Origin of the sequence: Sphingomonas aurantiaca (assembly GCF_003050705.1) — a bacterium.
Lineage (GTDB): Bacteria > Pseudomonadota > Alphaproteobacteria > Sphingomonadales > Sphingomonadaceae > Sphingomonas > Sphingomonas aurantiaca.
This window is the reverse complement of sequence record NZ_QAOG01000001.1, coordinates 442720-459135: the sequence shown is the minus strand read 5'-3', so window position 1 is coordinate 459135 and position 16416 is coordinate 442720. Positions and strand designations below refer to the sequence as shown.

Below are 16416 nucleotides of genomic sequence, written 5' to 3'. Positions count from 1 at the left end.
GCTATCGTCCATCAATGAACAAGCACGCCGCCATCGTCCGCGCCGAGCCAGAACCCCAGGTTCGCTCGACACCGGCGCGGTTCACGGCTGCGGAATTCATGCGCATGGCCGAAGCCGGTGCGTTCGACGACATGAAGATCGAATTGGTCGACGGGGAGCTCGAACGCATGAACCCGCCGATGAGCAACCACAGCTGGTACCAGTCCGAAGTATTTGCGGCGCTGTTACCGATAGCACATGTCGCCGGGCTATTCGCGTTGGCAGAAACCGGACTTCGCGTAAGCGAATCGACGATCAGGGCGTGTGACGTGGCGTTGGTTCGAACGCGCCCGGACACGAACCGGCTGTGCAGCGCTCCCGATATAGTTCTGGCCGTAGAGATCGCCGAAACGACCCTGGCCCGCGATATGGGGCCCAAACGCACGGATTATGCACGGATAGGCATCGCCCAGTATTGGGTCGTCGACAGTGCCCGATCAGTTGTTCACGTGTTCGGCGAACCGATCGATGGCGACTACGCGCAGGTCCGTACGATACGATTCGGAGAACCGCTCGATGTCCCCGGTACCGACGGCACCATCACGATCGACTGAAGCTGGCTCGCCCCTCGCGCAAGCTCCGTCTCACGCCGCCTTGCGCAGGTCCAGCCGGCTCCAGATCTCGACCAGCGCATCGGTCAGCTCGCGCATCATCGCCTCGGTATGCGCAGGGCCGGGCGTGAACCGGAGCCGCTCGGTCCCGCGCGGCACGGTCGGATAGTTGATCGGCTGCACGTACACGCCGTATTCGGCGAGCAGCACGTCGCTGATCTTCTTCGCCTTGACCGGATCGCCCACCATCAGCGGCACGATATGCGTGTCGCCGATCATCACCGGCAGCCCGGCATCCTTGAGCATCGCCTTGAGCATCGCCGCTGCGGCCTGCTGCCCGTCGCGCTCGACACTCGACGCCTTCAGATGCCGCACGCTGGCGAGCACGCCTGCGACGAGCACCGGCGACAGTGAGGTCGTGAAGATGAACCCCGGCGCATAGCTGCGGATCACATCGACGATCGTCCGATCGGCAGCGATATAGCCGCCCATCACGCCGAATGCCTTGCCCAGCGTGCCCTCGAGGATCGTGATCCGGTGCGCGACGTCGTCGCGTTCCGAAATCCCGCCGCCCCGCGCGCCGTACATCCCGACCGCATGGACTTCGTCGCAATAGGTCAGCGCATTGTACCGGTCGGCGAGATCGCACACCGCGGAAATCGGCGCGATGTCGCCCTCCATTGAATAGACGCTCTCGAACGCGATCAGCTTCGGCACCGCCGGGTCTTCCGCGGCGAGCAACTCTTCGAGATGCGCGAGGTCGTTGTGGCGGAATACGCGCTTCTCGCAGCCCGAATTGCGGATCCCTGCGATCATCGATGCGTGGTTCAGCTCGTCCGAAAAGATGATGCAGCCCGGCAGGACCTTCGCCAGCGTCGCCAGCGTCGCCTCGTTTGAGACATAGCCACTGGTGAACAGCAAAGCGGCTTCCTTGCCGTGCAGGTCGGCGAGTTCGCCCTCCAGATCGACATGGTAATGCGTGTTGCCGCCGATGTTGCGCGTGCCGCCCGAGCCTGCGCCGACGTCGTGCAGCGCCTCTTCCATCGCCGCGATCACCTTGGGATGCTGGCCCATCGCGAGATAGTCGTTCGAGCACCAGACGGTGATCGGCTTCGGACCGTTATGCCCGGCGAAACAGCGCGCGTTGGGGAACGCGCCCTTGTTGCGGAGGATGTCGATGAACACGCGGTAGCGCCCCTCGGCATGCAACCGGTCGATCGCCTGCGTGAACACGCGCGAATAATCGACTCGTGGACCGCTGATGCCGTCCGTCGCCGTTTTGCCGTCGATACTCATAGGTTTGGGCACTACGCCTCACTTTCACTCAGTTCCAGCGCAATACCGCTCTTACGGTGATCGCTTTCCTCGTCCTGGCAGCACATTGCCACGATGCGCCCGCGAAGCAAGGTGCCACATTGTCCCAGGCCGACGCCTAAAGCTGCTCGATCCTGCCGAACCCGCGCGCCGCCAACGCCCGTCCGAGCGCGCGTTCGTCGTTGCCCAACCGCGTGAAGACCGCGATGCCCTCGCCCGCACCCGACCACGTTTCGCCCTGCACCAGGTAAACGATCCGCCGTGCGATCCCGGGACCGCCGTCGACGAACCGGACGCCGGGCGCCGCCGCCGCAAGCTCGGCCTCGACCAGCGGGAAATGCGTGCACGCGTTGACGATCACGTCGATCGAGTCGCCGCCGGGTTGCGAGAACAAGCCGTCGAGCACTTTGGCATAGCGTTCCGGCGCCACCGCCCGCCCGTGCAGCTTGGCCTCCGCCATCTCGACCAGCGCCGCCGATCCGTAGCGCAGCACGGTGCAATCGCCAGCGAACCTCGCCGCGAGATCGTCGACATAGGCCTGCCGCACCGTCGCCTCGGTCCCCAGCACGCCGATCGTCCGCGTGACCGACAATACGGCGGCGGGCTTGATCGCCGGCACCGTTCCGACAACCGGCAGGTCGAGCGCCGCGCGCACCACCGGCAAGGCGATCGTCGAGGCCGTGTTACACGCGATCACGATCAACCGCGGCCGGTACCGCTCCGCGAGCCGCCCCAGCAACACCGGCACGCGCGCGGCGATCTCCGCCTCGCTCTTGGTACCATAGGGAAAACCGGCCGAGTCGGCGGCGTAGACGAACGGCGCCTCAGGCAGCGCCGCGCGCGCAGGTCCGACGATCGACAACCCGCCGACACCGGAATCGAAGAACAGGATGGGGCGCATATCCATCCCCGCGCCTTAGGACGGATTGGCGCGTCTGAACCAGACCTCGCGTGCGATCGGCCGCCGCTCGAGGCCATTTGCCGTCCGCCACGACTCGTTTATAAGCGCGGCCAGAACGGGGGACATGCTTGCAGACGGAAATTCTCTGGGTCGCGCCCACGCTATCGCTCGTGCTCAGCTATCTGCTCGGCTCGATCCCGTTCGGCGTCATTTTGACTCGGCTCGGCGGCGCGGGCGATCTGCGCACGATCGGCTCTGGCAATATCGGCGCCACCAACGTCCTGCGCACCGGTCGCAAGGGCCTTGCCGCCGCCACGCTGCTGCTCGACATGGCCAAGGGGGCGGTGGCCGTCCTGCTTGTCGCGTCGCTCTTCCCCGGTAACGCATTGCTGGCCGCCGCCGGTGCGTTCATCGGCCATTGCTATCCCGTCTGGCTCAGGTTCAAGGGCGGCAAGGGCGTCGCCACGCTCATGGGGATCGTCGTCGCGCTCTACTGGCCGCTGGGGCTCGTCTATGCGGTCGTCTGGCTAGGCCTTCTCGCGGGGCTGCGTATCTCGTCGGTCGCCGGCATGACCGCCGCACTCAGCGCACCCTTCGCGGCGGCATTGTTCGGTCGGTTCGACCTCGTCCTGCTGCTCCTCGCGCTCGCGCTGATCGTGTTGTGGAAGCACCGCGAGAACGTCGAGCGGTTATTTTCCGGCACCGAGCCGCGGATCGGCGCCAACCGGAAAAAGAGTGGCTGACCCGACGGTCTCCCGTCTTCGGCTCATCCGCACGACCGGGATCGGACCGGTCACCTATCGCCAGCTCATCGCCCGCTTCGGCAACGCGGAGGCTGCCATCGCCGCACTCCCGATGCTTGCCCAACGCGGCGGCGGGCGCAGTCCCCGGATCGCCGACGTCTCCGTCGCCGAACGCGAAATCGCCGCCACCACCAGGCTTGGTGCGCGCTACCTGTTCCTCGACGACCCGGACTATCCGCGTCTCCTAGCCGAGATCGAAACCGCCCCCCCGGCGCTGATCTTCCGCGGCGACATCGCGCACGCAGCCCGCCCCTGCGTCGCGATGGTCGGCGCGCGCAACGCATCGGCCGCCGCCTGTAGGTTCGCGCGCCAACTCGCGCTCCAGCTGGCGGAGAACGGCACGACCGTGGTCTCGGGCCTCGCGCGCGGTATCGACACGGCCGCGCATATCGGCGCGCTGGGTGCCGGTTCCGACGGTGCCACGATCGGGGTCATCGCCAGCGGAATCGACATCGCCTATCCGCCCGACAACACCGCCTTGCAGGAGCGGATCGCCACCGCCGGCCTCCTGCTCGCCGAACAACCCCCCGGTACCGAACCCAAGGCGCGCAACTTCCCCTCGCGCAACCGCATCATCGCAGGCCTTGCGATCGGCACGGTCGTGGTCGAGGCCGTCCCCAAATCCGGGTCGCTCATCACCGCGCGGCTCGCCAACGAATCCGGCCGCGAGGTCATGGCCGTGCCCGGCAGCCCGCTCGACCCGCGGGCGCAAGGCTGCAACCTGCTGATCCGCGAGGGCGCCACCCTGGTGCAATCGGCCGCCGATATCCTCGAACAGATCCGCCCGTTCGATCCCCGCTCGGTCCGCTCGCCGATCGACGCCTTTGCCGCGACGCCGACGCAGGATGCCAGCGACGCCGACCGCCGCCGGATCGCCGACCTGCTCGGCCCCGTCCCCGTTGCGATCGACGAGCTCATTCGCCAGTCGCGCGAGAGCCCGGCGGTCGTCCACACCGTGCTGCTCGAACTCGAACTCGCCGGCCGCCTCGAGCGTCACGCCGGCGGACGCGTCAGTCTCGCCTGATCGCGAGACGCTATCCTCCCCCGCCAAGGGGAGGATAGCCGGGCTGTGGCTCTGAGTTATTCCGCGGGCAGATAGATTTCACTGCCCTTCGCGCGAAACTTCTCGCTCATATCGGCCATGCCCTGCTCGGCATCGGCCAGCGTCGCGCCGGTCGCGAACTTGGCGCGGTCGGCATCGGCCGCGGTGACGTCCACCGCGAGGAACGTATCCGCCGGGCTGTTCTGCTTGGCGGCAAAATCGCGCACCTCCTGCGTGATCTTCATCGAGCAGAATTTGGGCCCGCACATCGAGCAGAAATGCGCGGTCTTGGCGCCCTCCGCGGGAAGCGTCTGGTCGTGATACTGTTCGGCCGTATCGGGATCGAGGCTCAGGTTGAACTGATCGCGCCAGCGGAATTCGAACCGCGCGCGCGACAGCGCATCGTCGCGCATCTGCGCGGCCGGGTGGCCCTTCGCCAGATCAGCGGCATGCGCGGCCAGCTTGTAGGTGACGACGCCGACCTTCACGTCGTCGCGGTCGGGAAGCCCGAGATGCTCCTTGGGCGTCACGTAGCAAAGCATCGCGGTGCCATACCAACCGATCATCGCGGCGCCGATGCCGCTGGTGATATGGTCGTAGCCCGGCGCGATGTCGGTGGTGAGCGGCCCGAGCGTGTAGAACGGCGCTTCGCCGCAGACCTCGAGCTGCTTGTCCATATTCTCCTTGATCTTGTGCATCGGCACATGGCCGGGGCCTTCGATCATGACCTGCACGTCGCTCTTCCACGCACGATGCGTCAGTTCGCCGAGCGTGTAGAGCTCGCTGAACTGCGCCTCGTCGTTCGCGTCGGCGATCGAACCGGGGCGCAGGCCATCGCCGAGCGAATAGGCGATGTCATACGCCTTCATGATCTCGGTGATCTCGTCGAAGCGCTCGTAGAGGAAGCTCTCCTTGTGATGGCTGAGGCACCATTTCGCCATGATCGAGCCGCCGCGCGACACGATGCCGGTGACGCGCTTGGCGGTCATCGGGATATAGGCGAGGCGGACGCCGGCGTGGATCGTGAAATAGTCGACGCCCTGCTCGGCCTGCTCGATCAGCGTGTCGCGGAAGATCTCCCAGGTCAGGTCCTCGGCGACACCGCCGACCTTTTCCAGGGCCTGGTAGATCGGCACGGTGCCGATCGGGACGGGCGAGTTGCGCAGGATCCATTCGCGCGTGTCGTGGATGTTGCGACCGGTGCTGAGGTCCATCACCGTGTCAGCACCCCAGCGGATCGCCCAGACGAGCTTGTCGACTTCGGCCGCGACGTTCGATGCGACCGCCGAATTGCCGATATTGGCGTTGATCTTGACCAGGAAGTTGCGGCCGATCGCCATCGGTTCGGATTCGGGGTGGTTGATGTTGTTGGGGATGATCGCGCGGCCCCGCGCAATCTCGTCACGCACGAATTCGGGGGTGACGAAGTCGGGGATCTGCGCGCCGAAGCTCTCCCCGTCGCGCTTATAGTCCTTGAGCATCGCGCGGCCGAGATTCTCGCGGGTGGCGACATATTCCATCTCGGGGGTGATGATGCCACGCCGCGCGTAATGCATCTGGCTGACATTGGCGCCGGGCTTGGCGCGCAAGGGGCGCTTGATGCTGCCGGGGAATTGCGGGACGCCGCCCGAGCGGTCGGGGCCGAGCTGGCCATTATCCTCGGGACGGACTTCGCGCGCGTCATAGCTCTCGACGTCGCCGCGCGCTTCGATCCAGGCGCGGCGGAGTTGCGGCAGGCCCGCGTCGATGTCGATCGTGGCGCGCGGGTCGGTGTACGGGCCGCTCGTGTCATAGACTCGCAGGGGCGGCTCGGAACAGCTCGGGTCGAGGACGATCTCGCGCATCGCGACTCGGACGTCGGGGCTGGTCGGCACCGCGACGTGGATTTTCCGCGAGCCCCGGATCGGGCCGGTGGTGACGCCGATCTGTGCTGCGGGCTGGGGGAAATGCGTGTCGACGTCGGCCATGCGCTTGCTCCTAAAGATATCGGAGCAAGGCTGCGGTTCTGTAGCGACCGCTCCCTCCCTCCGCCGGTATCAACCGGATCAGGTTCAGCGGGTCGAAGGCTCCTGCCTTCCTCTCAAGCGCGGTGGGGTGCCCAGCAAATTCGCATTTGATGGAAACCCGGCAGCGCTCCCCCGGGGTATGGCCAGCATAGGAGGATGCGCTTGGCGCGCAACGCAAAAAGGACCGCCGCCCAGTTCGGGTAGCGGTCCTTCCTGTCGATTGGTCGGTTGTCAGCCACTGCGTCGGGGGCTGACCTTTACGTCAGAAGCGGAACGACACCGTCCCGCGCAGGCTATGCCAGCGGAAATTCTCGTCGCTGCGGCGGAACGTGGTGCCGGAAGTGTTGGGCGCCAGCACGAACGGGTTGTTCGCCAGCAGGACCGGGCTGCCGGCAAGCGCGGTGCCAGCGGTGACGCGGACGCGTGCGTCGTCGTCCTTATACTGGTGATAGGTGTATTCCATGCCGATCGAGATGTTCTTGGTCAGCTTCTGCTCGATGCCGCCGCCGCCGACATAGCCCCAGCGCTTGTCCGAACCCGTCGCCGCGAACGCGTTGGCGGTGTTGGTGGTGAAGAACAGATTGTCGATCTTTGCATAACCGGCGCCGCCGGTGGCGTAGAACAGCGTGTTGTGCGCGGCGAGACCGGCACGGGCGCGGACGGAGCCTTCCCACTTCAGCTTGCGCGCCATCGTGTAGCTGGCGGGCGTGGTCGAAAAGGCGGCGACGCTGTCGGTGATCTCGGCCTTGCCGAACTCGCCGACCAGGCCGACCACGAACGGACCGCTCTGCACGTCGAAGCCCGCGCGGCCATAATAGGACCAGCCGTCATCGTCGTTACGGCATCCATAAGCCGGGACGGCGGTGCGGGCCGAGCCGTTGCAGAAGCCGGGCGAGAAGGCGTTTGCACCGGTGATCGTGTTAACGCTGTCGCTGAAGTTACCGTCGCCATTGCGGTCGAACAGGATCGACGAGCCGACGTCGTTGGGCTGGACGTCGTAACCGCCGGCAGCACCGATATACAGGCCCGAGAACGGCTTGTCGTCGGTCGTCATGTCCTGCGCGTGCGCCGGAACGGCAAAAATGCCCGCGGTGGCGAGACCGGCGAGCATCGTGAGTTTCGTGAAGTGAGTCATGGTCGTTCCCCAAACAAGGGTCGCGGCGCTCCCAATGCTCGCCGCGACCCAAGGTTTCTGTTTCGGTTGCGCAGGCCGATCAGGCGTTGGCGGCACTCGTCTTGATGTTGCCGTTGACACCGGCCGGGAAGAACCCGCCCATCGAGACGGCCGTCTTGTTGAGATAGACGATGTTGAGCACCTGGCCGGTCGAACGGCTGTAGGCGAGCCCGTTGGCGTCGGTGGGCACGATGTTCGACATGGTCGCATCCGATCCGGTGATGCCCTGATCGTCGTCGCCGATCACGCCCGTCGACGTGTTCGTGACGGTACCGTCGAGGCTGTCGCGCGCGTCGCTGATCTGGTTGGCGCCTGTGACCAGCGAAGGTGTGGTCAGGCCCTTGCGGAACAGGATCGTCCGGATAAGACCGGCGTGATAGGCCTCGGCAGCAAGAATGCCGGCGGCAGCTTCCAGATACGTCTTGTTCGCGATCAGCGGCGATGCGCCCTTATAGGCCGAAACGCCGACGTCCTCGAAGATATATGCCCCCAGCAGGAAGCTGTTGTCGTCGGCATAGGGGTTGAACACACCCGTCGCACCGATGACGCCAGCCGCACGCGCAGCAGAGGTAAACGCACCCGGCGCGGCAGCGGTGCCGGCCGAGATGTCGAGTGCAGGCTGCGCCACGGCGGCGGTGCCAAGCGCGGACCGCAGGAACGCGACGTGCGCGACCTCGTCGATCGCGATCTCGCGGGCATATTCGCGCACGACAGTGTCGGAGAACGGTACCTGCGCACCGCCCGTGACCCCACCCTGCGTGCCGGTCCCGGTCAGCAGGCTCGCATTGAGCCCGACGCCGAACGCCGCATAGGCATAGAATTGTGCCTCGAGATATTCGAGGTTGAGTGCGAAGTTCAGCACGTCCGCGTCATTCAGCGCAGCCGTCGGAGTCGGCGACGGTGTCGGCGACGGGGCGAGATCGGAATCATCGCTGCCGCAGGCGGAGAGCAGCGTCGCACCGCCGAGTGCGATCGCCGAGCCACCGGCGAAACGAAGGAAGCTGCGGCGCTCGTTGCGGCGCGTGGCGATCGCGTCGAATATTTCGAGCTTGGTATTGAGATCGGTCATTGGGGTATCCCCTGAATAGCGAAGAAAAGCAGTGGGCTAGGCTGATGCGATCAGCCCGCCGCGGTGCTCGTCCTGATGTTGCCGTTCATGCCGCTCGGGAAGAAACCGCCCGCCGACGCTGCACCGCTGTTGAGGTACACGATGTTGAGCACTTGGCTGGCCGAGCGGCTGTACGCGACGCCGTTGCTGTCGAGCGGAACGATGTTCGACACGGTCACTGCGGCCTGCGTGCTCGCCAGGTTGATCGGCGTCGCACTGTACGACGAGATGCCCTGGTCGAGATCGTTGGTGCCGAAGATCGTCGTGTTCGCGCCGCCGCCGTCGAGGCTGTCGCGCGCACGCGAGATCGCGTCGGCCGAGGTGCGCAGCGACGGGGTCGCGATGCCCTTGCCGTACAGCGTCGTGCGGACGATCGCCGCGTGATACGCCTCGACCGCGAGCAGGCCGGCCGCGGCTTCCAGATACGCCTTGCTGGTCAGCAGCGGGGCAGCGCCCTTGTAGGCGGTCACGCCGACGTCCTCGAAGATGAACGCGCCGAGCAGGAACGCTTCGTCCGACGCATAGGGATCGAACGCGGTGCCGGCGGGGACGAGGCCTGCAGCCTGCGCCGCGGTCGAGAAGGCGCTGGTGGCCGATACGCTGACGTCGATCACCGGCTGCGCGACGGCGGAACTGCCGAGCGCGGTGCGGAGGAACTTGACGTGGGCGATCTCGTCCTGCGCGATTTCGCGCGCATATTGGCGAACGACCGGATCGGTGAAGGTCACCTGGCGACCGCCGCGGACCGCACCCTGCGTACCGGTGCCGGACAGCAGGCTGTTGTCGAGACCCGTGCCATAGGCGGCGTAGGAATAGAATTGCGCCTCGAGATATTCGAGGTTGAGCGCGAAATTCAGAACGTCCGCATCGGTGATGGTCTGTGCCGCAGCCGAGCTGGAAAAGGACAAGGCGGTCGCACCGGCTGCGGTGATCGCAGCCGCGCCGAGCGCGTTCTTGAAGAAGTCACGCCGCTCGCTGCGTCGCTCTTTGCGGGCATCGAGGGCTTCGATCAGGTGCACGCTCTCGGTCATATCAGGGTCCTCCCCTTGTAGTTGCAGACGTCGGAGTTTTTAGAACAATCGAACAATCTGGACCGATATAAGCCAGACCCTTTCAAGAAGGTCCAGCCCGTAAAGCGCTCTATTGCGGGCAAAAAAATGCCGTCCATGTCGAGGAACGTCCGCCATCGGATTCTGGACGCACGCTTCAAGGGGTCGCCATGAAATAATTTTACGGTGTGTTGCAGACCATGTCTGCGGGGTACGCGACGCCCTCGACGGGGATCAGCGGGTCGCGCTCAAGCAGCGACCTGACGCGGGGTACAACCGCCCTTCCCCATCGGGTGAACCGATGGGGAAGGCTTCCGACCTCAACGCGAGGCGAGGTCCAGACTATGCAAGTGTCAGAAGGTGTAGGTCAGGCCCAGTGCGCCCAGCCACTGATCGGCATCGCCAACATCGGCGACGATCGGGCTGTCCTTGTACTTGCCGACCATGCGGCCATAGAGCACGCCCGCACCGATGCCGAAACCGTGGCGAAGATCGCCCGACAGGCTCTGCACGACGAACAGCGATGCGTTGACGCGACGAAAGCCGCTGTCATTCACGTCATAGGTGCGCAGCCCGCTGGCCAGCGTGCCGATCGGCGTCACCGCCGCGTAGGTGCGACCGAAGCCCTTTCCGGCATAGTCCGCGGATACGCCGAGCGAGACGAGCGTGCGGACCGACAGCGGCGTGGTGTAGTTCACCTGCGGCGTGATGACATAGCTGTCGTACGTGCCGGAAACGTCATGGACATAGGCGACGCGCGCGGTGAGCGTGTCATAGTCGCTAGTGATGACGCCGGTCCGGGCGACGCCGACATAGCCGCCCAGCTCATAGGCGGTATCGATCTTGCCGAGCGCGCGGACCTGCCGGTTGTCGATGTCGCCGGTGCGATCGCGGCGGACGCCGCCGATCACGCCGAGCTCGAAATTGGTGCCGACCTCACCCGTGTTCGGGATCAGGTTGAAATACAGCTGCGTGCCGCGGAGGAAGAAGTCATGCCCGCGCACGGTGCCGACAAAGGCGCCCGCGGGAGTGAAGGAATTGCTGTCCGCGCCTTCGTAATCGGGCATCGACACCACACCGAGCGCGACCGTCACGCGGTTGTTGTCCTTGGGATCGGTGATCGTCGGCGACGGATTGGGATCGGTCTGTGCCAGCGCAGGGGTGGCGATCGCAAGTGCCGCGATTGCGGCAGACGTAAAGAGAGTGAATGCGCGCAAGGAAATGCTCCGGACAAAAACGTTCCACGTCGCAACGCGGTGAAATCGTTTTCGGTCCGTTACGGGCAATCAGAAGATGTAACGCATTTTTACCTGTTGCAATTCGGCATCACCGGCGACCATGAACCGGGCCGCCGAAAAGCGCGGCGGACCGAACCGGACCGCGGCGTTGCGCGAGAATCCATAGCCCTCGCGCGGGATGCCCGCGATCGTGTCGAGCTTGGAATTGCTGTTCTCGTCATGGATGATCGCCAGCGCATAGCCGCGCTGCGGCAGGCCGGGAAAGCTGGTGGTCCTGACGCTGGCGGGCACCGAGCGGGTCAACGCGTTGGCATCGTCGATACAGGCGGGGAAATTGTCCGGATCAGCGGTGAGGCAGATCCGGATCATGCCCTTGGCCGACCGAAGATTGTCGACCTCGACGTCAAGCCGCGTGACGGGGGCCGCCGCGGCCAGCATCGCCCAGGTCACCGCCGCGGCTGCCACGAGCGGCAGCCTTTGCATGCGCCTTGGCAAAGTCGCCGAGCCCGTTGTCGGTGCCGCAGAGCCGATCCCAGAAGCGGAAATATAGGCCATAGTTGCACCCGTATTGTTCGTGATGACGCTGATGATGGCTTGCCGTGATCAGCCAGCCGCCGAGTGCGCCCCGCCACATGAACCGCGGGAAAACCTCCCACCCCATGTGATTGGTCACACCCATAACGGTCATGATCGTCAGTACCAGACCCAGCGCGCCGACATGGATCGGAATGACGAACACCAGTAGCGGAATTACCACAGCGCCGGTGATCGCCTCGATCGGGTGAAACGCCATCGCCGCCCATGCGGTCGGCGGGCGGCTGGCATGATGCACCGCATGCGCCAGCTTGAACGGCTTGGGCCGATGCATCCAGCGATGCGTCCAGTAGAACCAGGTGTCGTGCGCGACCATGAAGGCGAGCACCGACACCGGCAGATACCAAACCGGATACGCATGGGCGTCGGTATAGACCTGAGTCCAGCCGCGATACTGCCAGCCCCAGGCGACCACCCCCGCGGGAACGCCATAGATCGCGGCCGACGCGATGCTCCACCAGATCTCGCGCCGCATCTGCGCGTCGAGCCCGCGATAGAGGCCGGGATGCCGCGCCCGCGTCACCGCAGCGAACGCGCCCGACACGATCAGATACCGGACACCGACGATCGCGGTCATCACGATCGCGGAGAGGAGAATGGCGAGCCACATGATGCGGCGTATAGGGGGTTTCGCCCTGTCGGGTAACGGGTGTTCGGGTGGCTGATGCGGAGATCGACAGCGTCGCGGGGAGAATAGCTCGGCGTTGCAATAGCCTCTATGCAGTGCACCGAAACGTGATAGCCTCCCCTCCAGAGCAGGATGACCTGCCAAATCGGAGAGTGATGCATGGCAAACCACAACGCCGCGCGCGGGGATACCGGTAAGGACCATAAGGGGCTGATCTATGCGATCGCTGGCAGCATCCTGGCCCTGGGGCTGGTCCTGATGGCGTTCTATGATCGGGCAGGCGATCCGATGCCCATCGGAGCGGTGCAGAAACCGGTCGTCACCGCGCAGCGCTGACCCCGGCACCCGCCGAACCCGCGGCACGATCGAGGATCAGGATCGGCGCATCGCGGTAGAGGCCCGTCGTGCGCAGGCGATAGCCAAGCCGGTCCGCAAGGCGGATCGACGCGGCATTGGCGGGATCGATGATGCAGGTCGTGCTGGGGATTCGCGCGTCGGTCCAGGCGAGGATCGCGGCGAGCGCCTCGGAGGCGTATCCCTGGCCATGTGCGTCGCCGGCCAGCGTCCAGCCGATTTCGGGCGCAGCGTCGATCGACGGCGTGATCGCGCGGCGCGTCTCCATCAGGCCGAGTTCACCGATCAGCCGGCCCGCCGTATCGCGCGCGACCCAGGTGCCGTAGCCGAACAGCGTCCACTGGCCGATCGCACGCAGGAGGCGGATCCAGACGTCCTCGCGCGATCGCGGCTGTCCGCCGATCATCGCATAGACGCGCGGGTCGGACCACATGGCGGCGCAGTCCTCGAGGTCGGACGCGGTGTGGCCGGTCAGCGTCAGCCGAGCGGTGGTGAGCATGGGGACGGAGAGTGACGTCTGCATCGCCGCACGATACCGTTATCGGCAGGGAAAGGGGAACACCCCCGCCCTCCCCGTTCCACGGCGAAGACGCCCTGATCGCACGCCTTCAATCCTCCCCCGCCAGGGGGAGGTGGCACCGAAGGTGACGGAGGGGGAGGACACGGAACAGTGGTTTCCATTACCGCCCCCTCCGTCTGGCAATCGCCAGCCACCTCCCCCTGGCGGGGGAGGATCATGGGCGAGCCCGGCAACGCAGGTTGCCTTCGTTCAAGATTGCTTGGGAAAGGCTGTTTTCGTGTCCCGCCGTTTGCGCTAGTCGGAGGCATGGCATCGACGATCTCCTGCGACGTCGCGATCGTTGGCGCGGGTTTGGCCGGCGGGATGATCGCGCTGGCGCTCAAGGCCAAGCACCCCGCGCTCGACGTGCGACTGATCGACTCTGCGCGCGTCGTCGGCGGTAATCACCTCTGGTCGTTCTTCGGCAGCGACGTCGCGCAGGCCGACCGCTGGCTCGTCGCACCGCTCGTCGTGCATGCATGGCCTGCCTATGACGTCCGCTTCCCGGCGCATGCGCGGACGATCGACGCGACCTATTATTCGATCGAGAGCGAGCGGCTCGATCGCGAGGTGCGCCGCGTCCTGCCGCCGCACGCGCTGATGCTGGGCCGCAAGGTATCGGGCGCGAGTGCCACCGCGGTGGTGCTGGCCGACGGCGACCGGATCGAGGCGACCGGCGTGATCGACGCGCGCGGGCCGGGCGACCTGTCGCTGCTCGATCTGGCGTGGCAGAAATTCGTCGGCCGCGAACTGGTGCTCGACGCGCCGCACGAGAGCCCGGTGCCGATCGTCATGGACGCGACCGTGCCGCAGATCGACGGCTATCGCTTCGTCTATTGCCTGCCGCTGGCGGCCGACCGGATGTTCGTCGAAGACACCTATTACAGCGACACGCCCGATCTCGACGTCGAGGCGCTGACCGCGCGCATCCATGACTATGCCGACGCGCGCGGCTGGCGCGTGGCGCAGGCGGCGCGGCATGAATCAGGCGTTCTGCCGGTCGCGATGGGGGGCGATTTCGAGGCCTATTGGCGATCGGGCGGCGCACGCGTCGCCAAGGCCGGGATGCGCGCGGGCATGTTCCATCCGACCACGGGCTACTCGCTGCCCGATGCCGTGCGGACCGCCGCGATGCTCGCGGGCCTCAGCGATTTCTCCGGTGCAAGGCTGCACGACGCGACGCATGCGATGGCGCGCGCGACGTGGAAAAGCCGCGGTTTCTACCGGATGCTCGACACGATGTTGTTTCGCGCGGCGGAGCCCGAGGAACGCTATCGTATCCTCGAACGCTTCTACCGCCTCTCACCACCGCTCATTGGCCGTTTCTACGCCGGACGCTCGACTCTCTCCGACAAGGCGCGGGTCCTGACCGGCAAGCCCCCCGTCCCCATCGTGCGCGCCGTCCGCGCCATCGCAGGCAGTATGTCATCATGAAGACCGCAATAGTCATCGGCGCAGGTTTCGGCGGGCTGGCACTCGCGATCCGGCTGCAATCCGCTGGCGTGCAGACGACGATCGTCGAGAGCCGCGACAAGCCGGGCGGCCGTGGCTATTATTGGGAACGCGACGGCTTCACCTTCGATGCGGGGCCGACTGTCATTACCGATCCGGATTGCCTGCGCGAGCTGTGGGCACTCACGGGGCGCGACATGAGCGAGGACGTGACGCTCGATCCGGTGCTGCCGTTCTACCGGCTGAACTGGCCCGACGGGACGAATTTCGATTACACCAACGACGACGTGCAGATGCGCGCCGAGATCGAGAAGCTGCATCCGGGTGACTGGGCGGGCTACGAGAAGTTCCTCGCCTATTCGGCGGGCGTCTTCCACGAGGGCTATGAAAAGCTCGGCCACGTGGCGTTTCTCGACTTCGGGTCGATGATCAAGGCGGCGCCGGCACTCGCGAAATACCAGGCGTGGCGGTCGGTCTATTCGATCGTGTCCAGCTATGTGAAATCGGAGAAGCTGCGCGAGGCGCTCTCGTTCCACACGCTGCTGGTCGGCGGCAACCCGATGACGACGAGCGCGATCTATGCGCTGATCCACAAGCTCGAGCGCGACGGCGGCGTGTGGTTCGCGCGCGGCGGCACCAACCGGCTGGTCGCCGCACTGGTAACCCAGTTCGAGCGGCTCGGCGGCGTGCTCCGGCTCGACGATCCGGTCACCGCGATCGAGACTCTCGGCGACCGCGCGACCGGCGTGACGACCGCCAGCGGCTGGTCGGGTCAGGCGGACGCGGTCGCGGCGAACAGCGACATCATGCACACCTACCGCGACCTGCTCGCGACGTCGCGCAGCGCCAAGCGCAAGACGGGATCGCTCGAGCGGAAGAAATATTCGCCGTCGCTGTTCGTGGTGCATTTCGGGATCAAGGGCACGTGGCCGGGCATCCCGCACCACATGATCCTGTTCGGGCCGCGCTATAAGGGGCTGCTCGAGGACATTTACGATCACGGCGTGCTGAGCGAGGATTTCTCGCTGTACCTGCATCATCCGACCGTGACCGATCCTTCGCTGGCGCCGGAGGGACATTCGACCTTCTACGCGCTGGCGCCGGTGCCGCACATGGGCAAGTTCCCGGTCGACTGGGACGAGATCGCGCCGATCCTCGAAAAGCGCATCCTCGACGAGATCGGGCGGCGGTTGATCCCCGATATCCACGATCGGATCGTGACCAAGTTCAGCTACGCACCGAAGGATTTCGCGCAGGACTTGAACGCGCATCTGGGGTCGGCGTTCTCGCTGGAACCGGTGTTGACGCAGAGCGCCTATTTCCGCGTGCACAACCGCGACGAGCATATTCCGAACCTGTACTTCGTCGGAGCGGGCACGCATCCGGGGGCAGGAATTCCGGGGGTCGTGGGGAGTGCGAAGGCGACGGCGGCACTGATGCTCGGCGAACGATAGCCTTACCAAGCCTCATAGCGTCCGCCAGATTCGTCCGAAACGGTCTAATTTTCGATAGACTACTAGGCTAAACTTCCTCTGACGTCGCGACTAACGCAGTAATGGCTGTATCGGATGTAGATGCCGGCGGTCAGTGTTCTAGCATCTTTG

16 protein-coding genes are annotated in these 16416 nt (G+C 65.5%); 6 read left to right on the top strand and 10 right to left on the bottom strand.

Going from position 1 to position 16416, the window contains the following annotated elements; genetic code table 11:
- Positions 1-14 precede the first annotated feature (14 nt).
- Positions 15-593 carry a Uma2 family endonuclease gene (locus C8J26_RS02190; RefSeq protein WP_107956531.1) on the top strand — a complete coding sequence of 193 codons (579 nt, stop codon included), beginning with the start codon at positions 15-17 and terminating at the stop codon, positions 591-593.
- 30 nt (positions 594-623) lie between these two features.
- Here the strand turns inward: C8J26_RS02190 and hemA are convergent, their stop codons facing one another.
- Together hemA and murI are read right to left on the bottom strand one after the other, a co-directional pair.
- Entirely contained in the window at positions 624-1886 is a 1263-nt protein-coding gene (hemA, locus tag C8J26_RS02185; protein ID WP_107956530.1) for a 5-aminolevulinate synthase, read from the bottom strand.
- A 136-nt stretch (positions 1887-2022) separates the two neighbouring features.
- A complete protein-coding gene (murI, locus tag C8J26_RS02180; RefSeq protein ID WP_107956529.1) occupies positions 2023-2811 on the bottom strand; it encodes a glutamate racemase in 789 nt (262 codons plus the stop codon).
- A 122-nt stretch (positions 2812-2933) separates the two neighbouring features.
- Here murI and plsY point away from each other — a divergent pair, with 122 nt between their 5' ends.
- Both plsY and dprA read left to right on the top strand, forming a co-directional pair.
- A complete protein-coding gene (plsY, locus tag C8J26_RS02175) occupies positions 2934-3548 on the top strand; it encodes a glycerol-3-phosphate 1-O-acyltransferase PlsY (protein WP_107956528.1) in 615 nt (204 codons plus the stop codon).
- Positions 3541-4632 carry a DNA-processing protein DprA gene (dprA, locus tag C8J26_RS02170; RefSeq protein WP_107956527.1) on the top strand — a complete coding sequence of 364 codons (1092 nt, stop codon included), beginning with the start codon at positions 3541-3543 and terminating at the stop codon, positions 4630-4632. The genes plsY and dprA overlap by 8 nt, the downstream gene beginning before the upstream one ends.
- 56 nt (positions 4633-4688) lie before the next feature.
- Here the strand turns inward: dprA and thiC are convergent, their stop codons facing one another.
- From thiC to C8J26_RS02135, 7 genes are all read right to left on the bottom strand, one after another.
- Positions 4689-6617 (bottom strand): phosphomethylpyrimidine synthase ThiC, encoded by a 1929-nt coding sequence (gene thiC / locus C8J26_RS02165; protein WP_107956526.1) that lies wholly within the window; start codon positions 6615-6617, stop codon positions 4689-4691.
- A 301-nt stretch (positions 6618-6918) separates the two neighbouring features.
- Positions 6919-7791: an outer membrane protein gene (locus C8J26_RS02160; protein ID WP_244185119.1), complete on the bottom strand. Its 873-nt coding sequence runs from the start codon at positions 7789-7791 to the stop codon at positions 6919-6921.
- 79 nt (positions 7792-7870) lie between these two features.
- Positions 7871-8899 (bottom strand): ferritin-like domain-containing protein, encoded by a 1029-nt coding sequence (locus C8J26_RS02155; RefSeq protein WP_056412872.1) that lies wholly within the window; start codon positions 8897-8899, stop codon positions 7871-7873.
- Between the two features lie 50 nt (positions 8900-8949).
- Complete coding sequence (locus C8J26_RS02150; RefSeq protein ID WP_107956525.1) at positions 8950-9969, bottom strand: ferritin-like domain-containing protein; 1020 nt, start codon at positions 9967-9969, stop codon at positions 8950-8952.
- Positions 9970-10340: 371 nt separating this feature from the next.
- Positions 10341-11204: a MipA/OmpV family protein gene (locus C8J26_RS02145; protein ID WP_056412878.1), complete on the bottom strand. Its 864-nt coding sequence runs from the start codon at positions 11202-11204 to the stop codon at positions 10341-10343.
- A 69-nt stretch (positions 11205-11273) separates the two neighbouring features.
- A complete protein-coding gene (locus tag C8J26_RS02140) occupies positions 11274-11690 on the bottom strand; it encodes a DUF2141 domain-containing protein (RefSeq protein WP_321170163.1) in 417 nt (138 codons plus the stop codon).
- Complete coding sequence (locus C8J26_RS02135; RefSeq protein WP_107956524.1) at positions 11629-12429, bottom strand: sterol desaturase family protein; 801 nt, start codon at positions 12427-12429, stop codon at positions 11629-11631. The genes C8J26_RS02140 and C8J26_RS02135 overlap by 62 nt, the downstream gene beginning before the upstream one ends.
- 177 nt (positions 12430-12606) lie before the next feature.
- On the opposite strand from C8J26_RS02135, the gene C8J26_RS20350 reads away from it, so the two are divergent.
- Positions 12607-12783 (top strand): hypothetical protein, encoded by a 177-nt coding sequence (locus tag C8J26_RS20350; RefSeq protein ID WP_156359531.1) that lies wholly within the window; start codon positions 12607-12609, stop codon positions 12781-12783.
- Here the strand turns inward: C8J26_RS20350 and C8J26_RS02130 are convergent.
- Positions 12767-13324, bottom strand: coding sequence for a GNAT family N-acetyltransferase (locus C8J26_RS02130; protein ID WP_107956523.1), 558 nt, complete (start codon positions 13322-13324; stop codon positions 12767-12769). The genes C8J26_RS20350 and C8J26_RS02130 overlap by 17 nt on opposite strands.
- Before the next feature lie 303 nt (positions 13325-13627).
- On the opposite strand from C8J26_RS02130, the gene crtY reads away from it, so the two are divergent.
- On the top strand, positions 13628-14794 hold the full coding sequence (crtY, locus tag C8J26_RS02125) for a lycopene beta-cyclase CrtY (protein ID WP_107956522.1): 1167 nt from the start codon (positions 13628-13630) through the stop codon (positions 14792-14794).
- On the top strand, positions 14791-16266 hold the full coding sequence (locus C8J26_RS02120) for a phytoene desaturase (RefSeq protein ID WP_107956521.1): 1476 nt from the start codon (positions 14791-14793) through the stop codon (positions 16264-16266). Before crtY ends, C8J26_RS02120 begins: the two co-directional genes overlap by 4 nt.
- Positions 16267-16416: the final 150 nt, after the last annotated feature.

Coding starts and splice junctions, on each gene's coding strand:
- C8J26_RS20350 (WP_156359531.1), top strand. CDS start 12,607: ATGGCAAACCACAACGCCGCGCGCGGGGATACCGGTAAGGACCATAAG.
- C8J26_RS02150 (WP_107956525.1), bottom strand. CDS start 9,969: ATGACCGAGAGCGTGCACCTGATCGAAGCCCTCGATGCCCGCAAAGAG.
- crtY (WP_107956522.1), top strand. CDS start 13,628: ATGGCATCGACGATCTCCTGCGACGTCGCGATCGTTGGCGCGGGTTTG.
- C8J26_RS02160 (WP_244185119.1), bottom strand. CDS start 7,791: ATGACTCACTTCACGAAACTCACGATGCTCGCCGGTCTCGCCACCGCG.
- thiC (WP_107956526.1), bottom strand. CDS start 6,617: ATGGCCGACGTCGACACGCATTTCCCCCAGCCCGCAGCACAGATCGGC.
- C8J26_RS02130 (WP_107956523.1), bottom strand. CDS start 13,324: ATGCAGACGTCACTCTCCGTCCCCATGCTCACCACCGCTCGGCTGACG.
- hemA (WP_107956530.1), bottom strand. CDS start 1,886: ATGAGTATCGACGGCAAAACGGCGACGGACGGCATCAGCGGTCCACGA.
- C8J26_RS02190 (WP_107956531.1), top strand. CDS start 15: ATGAACAAGCACGCCGCCATCGTCCGCGCCGAGCCAGAACCCCAGGTT.
- C8J26_RS02155 (WP_056412872.1), bottom strand. CDS start 8,899: ATGACCGATCTCAATACCAAGCTCGAAATATTCGACGCGATCGCCACG.
- murI (WP_107956529.1), bottom strand. CDS start 2,811: ATGGATATGCGCCCCATCCTGTTCTTCGATTCCGGTGTCGGCGGGTTG.
- C8J26_RS02135 (WP_107956524.1), bottom strand. CDS start 12,429: ATGTGGCTCGCCATTCTCCTCTCCGCGATCGTGATGACCGCGATCGTC.
- C8J26_RS02120 (WP_107956521.1), top strand. CDS start 14,791: ATGAAGACCGCAATAGTCATCGGCGCAGGTTTCGGCGGGCTGGCACTC.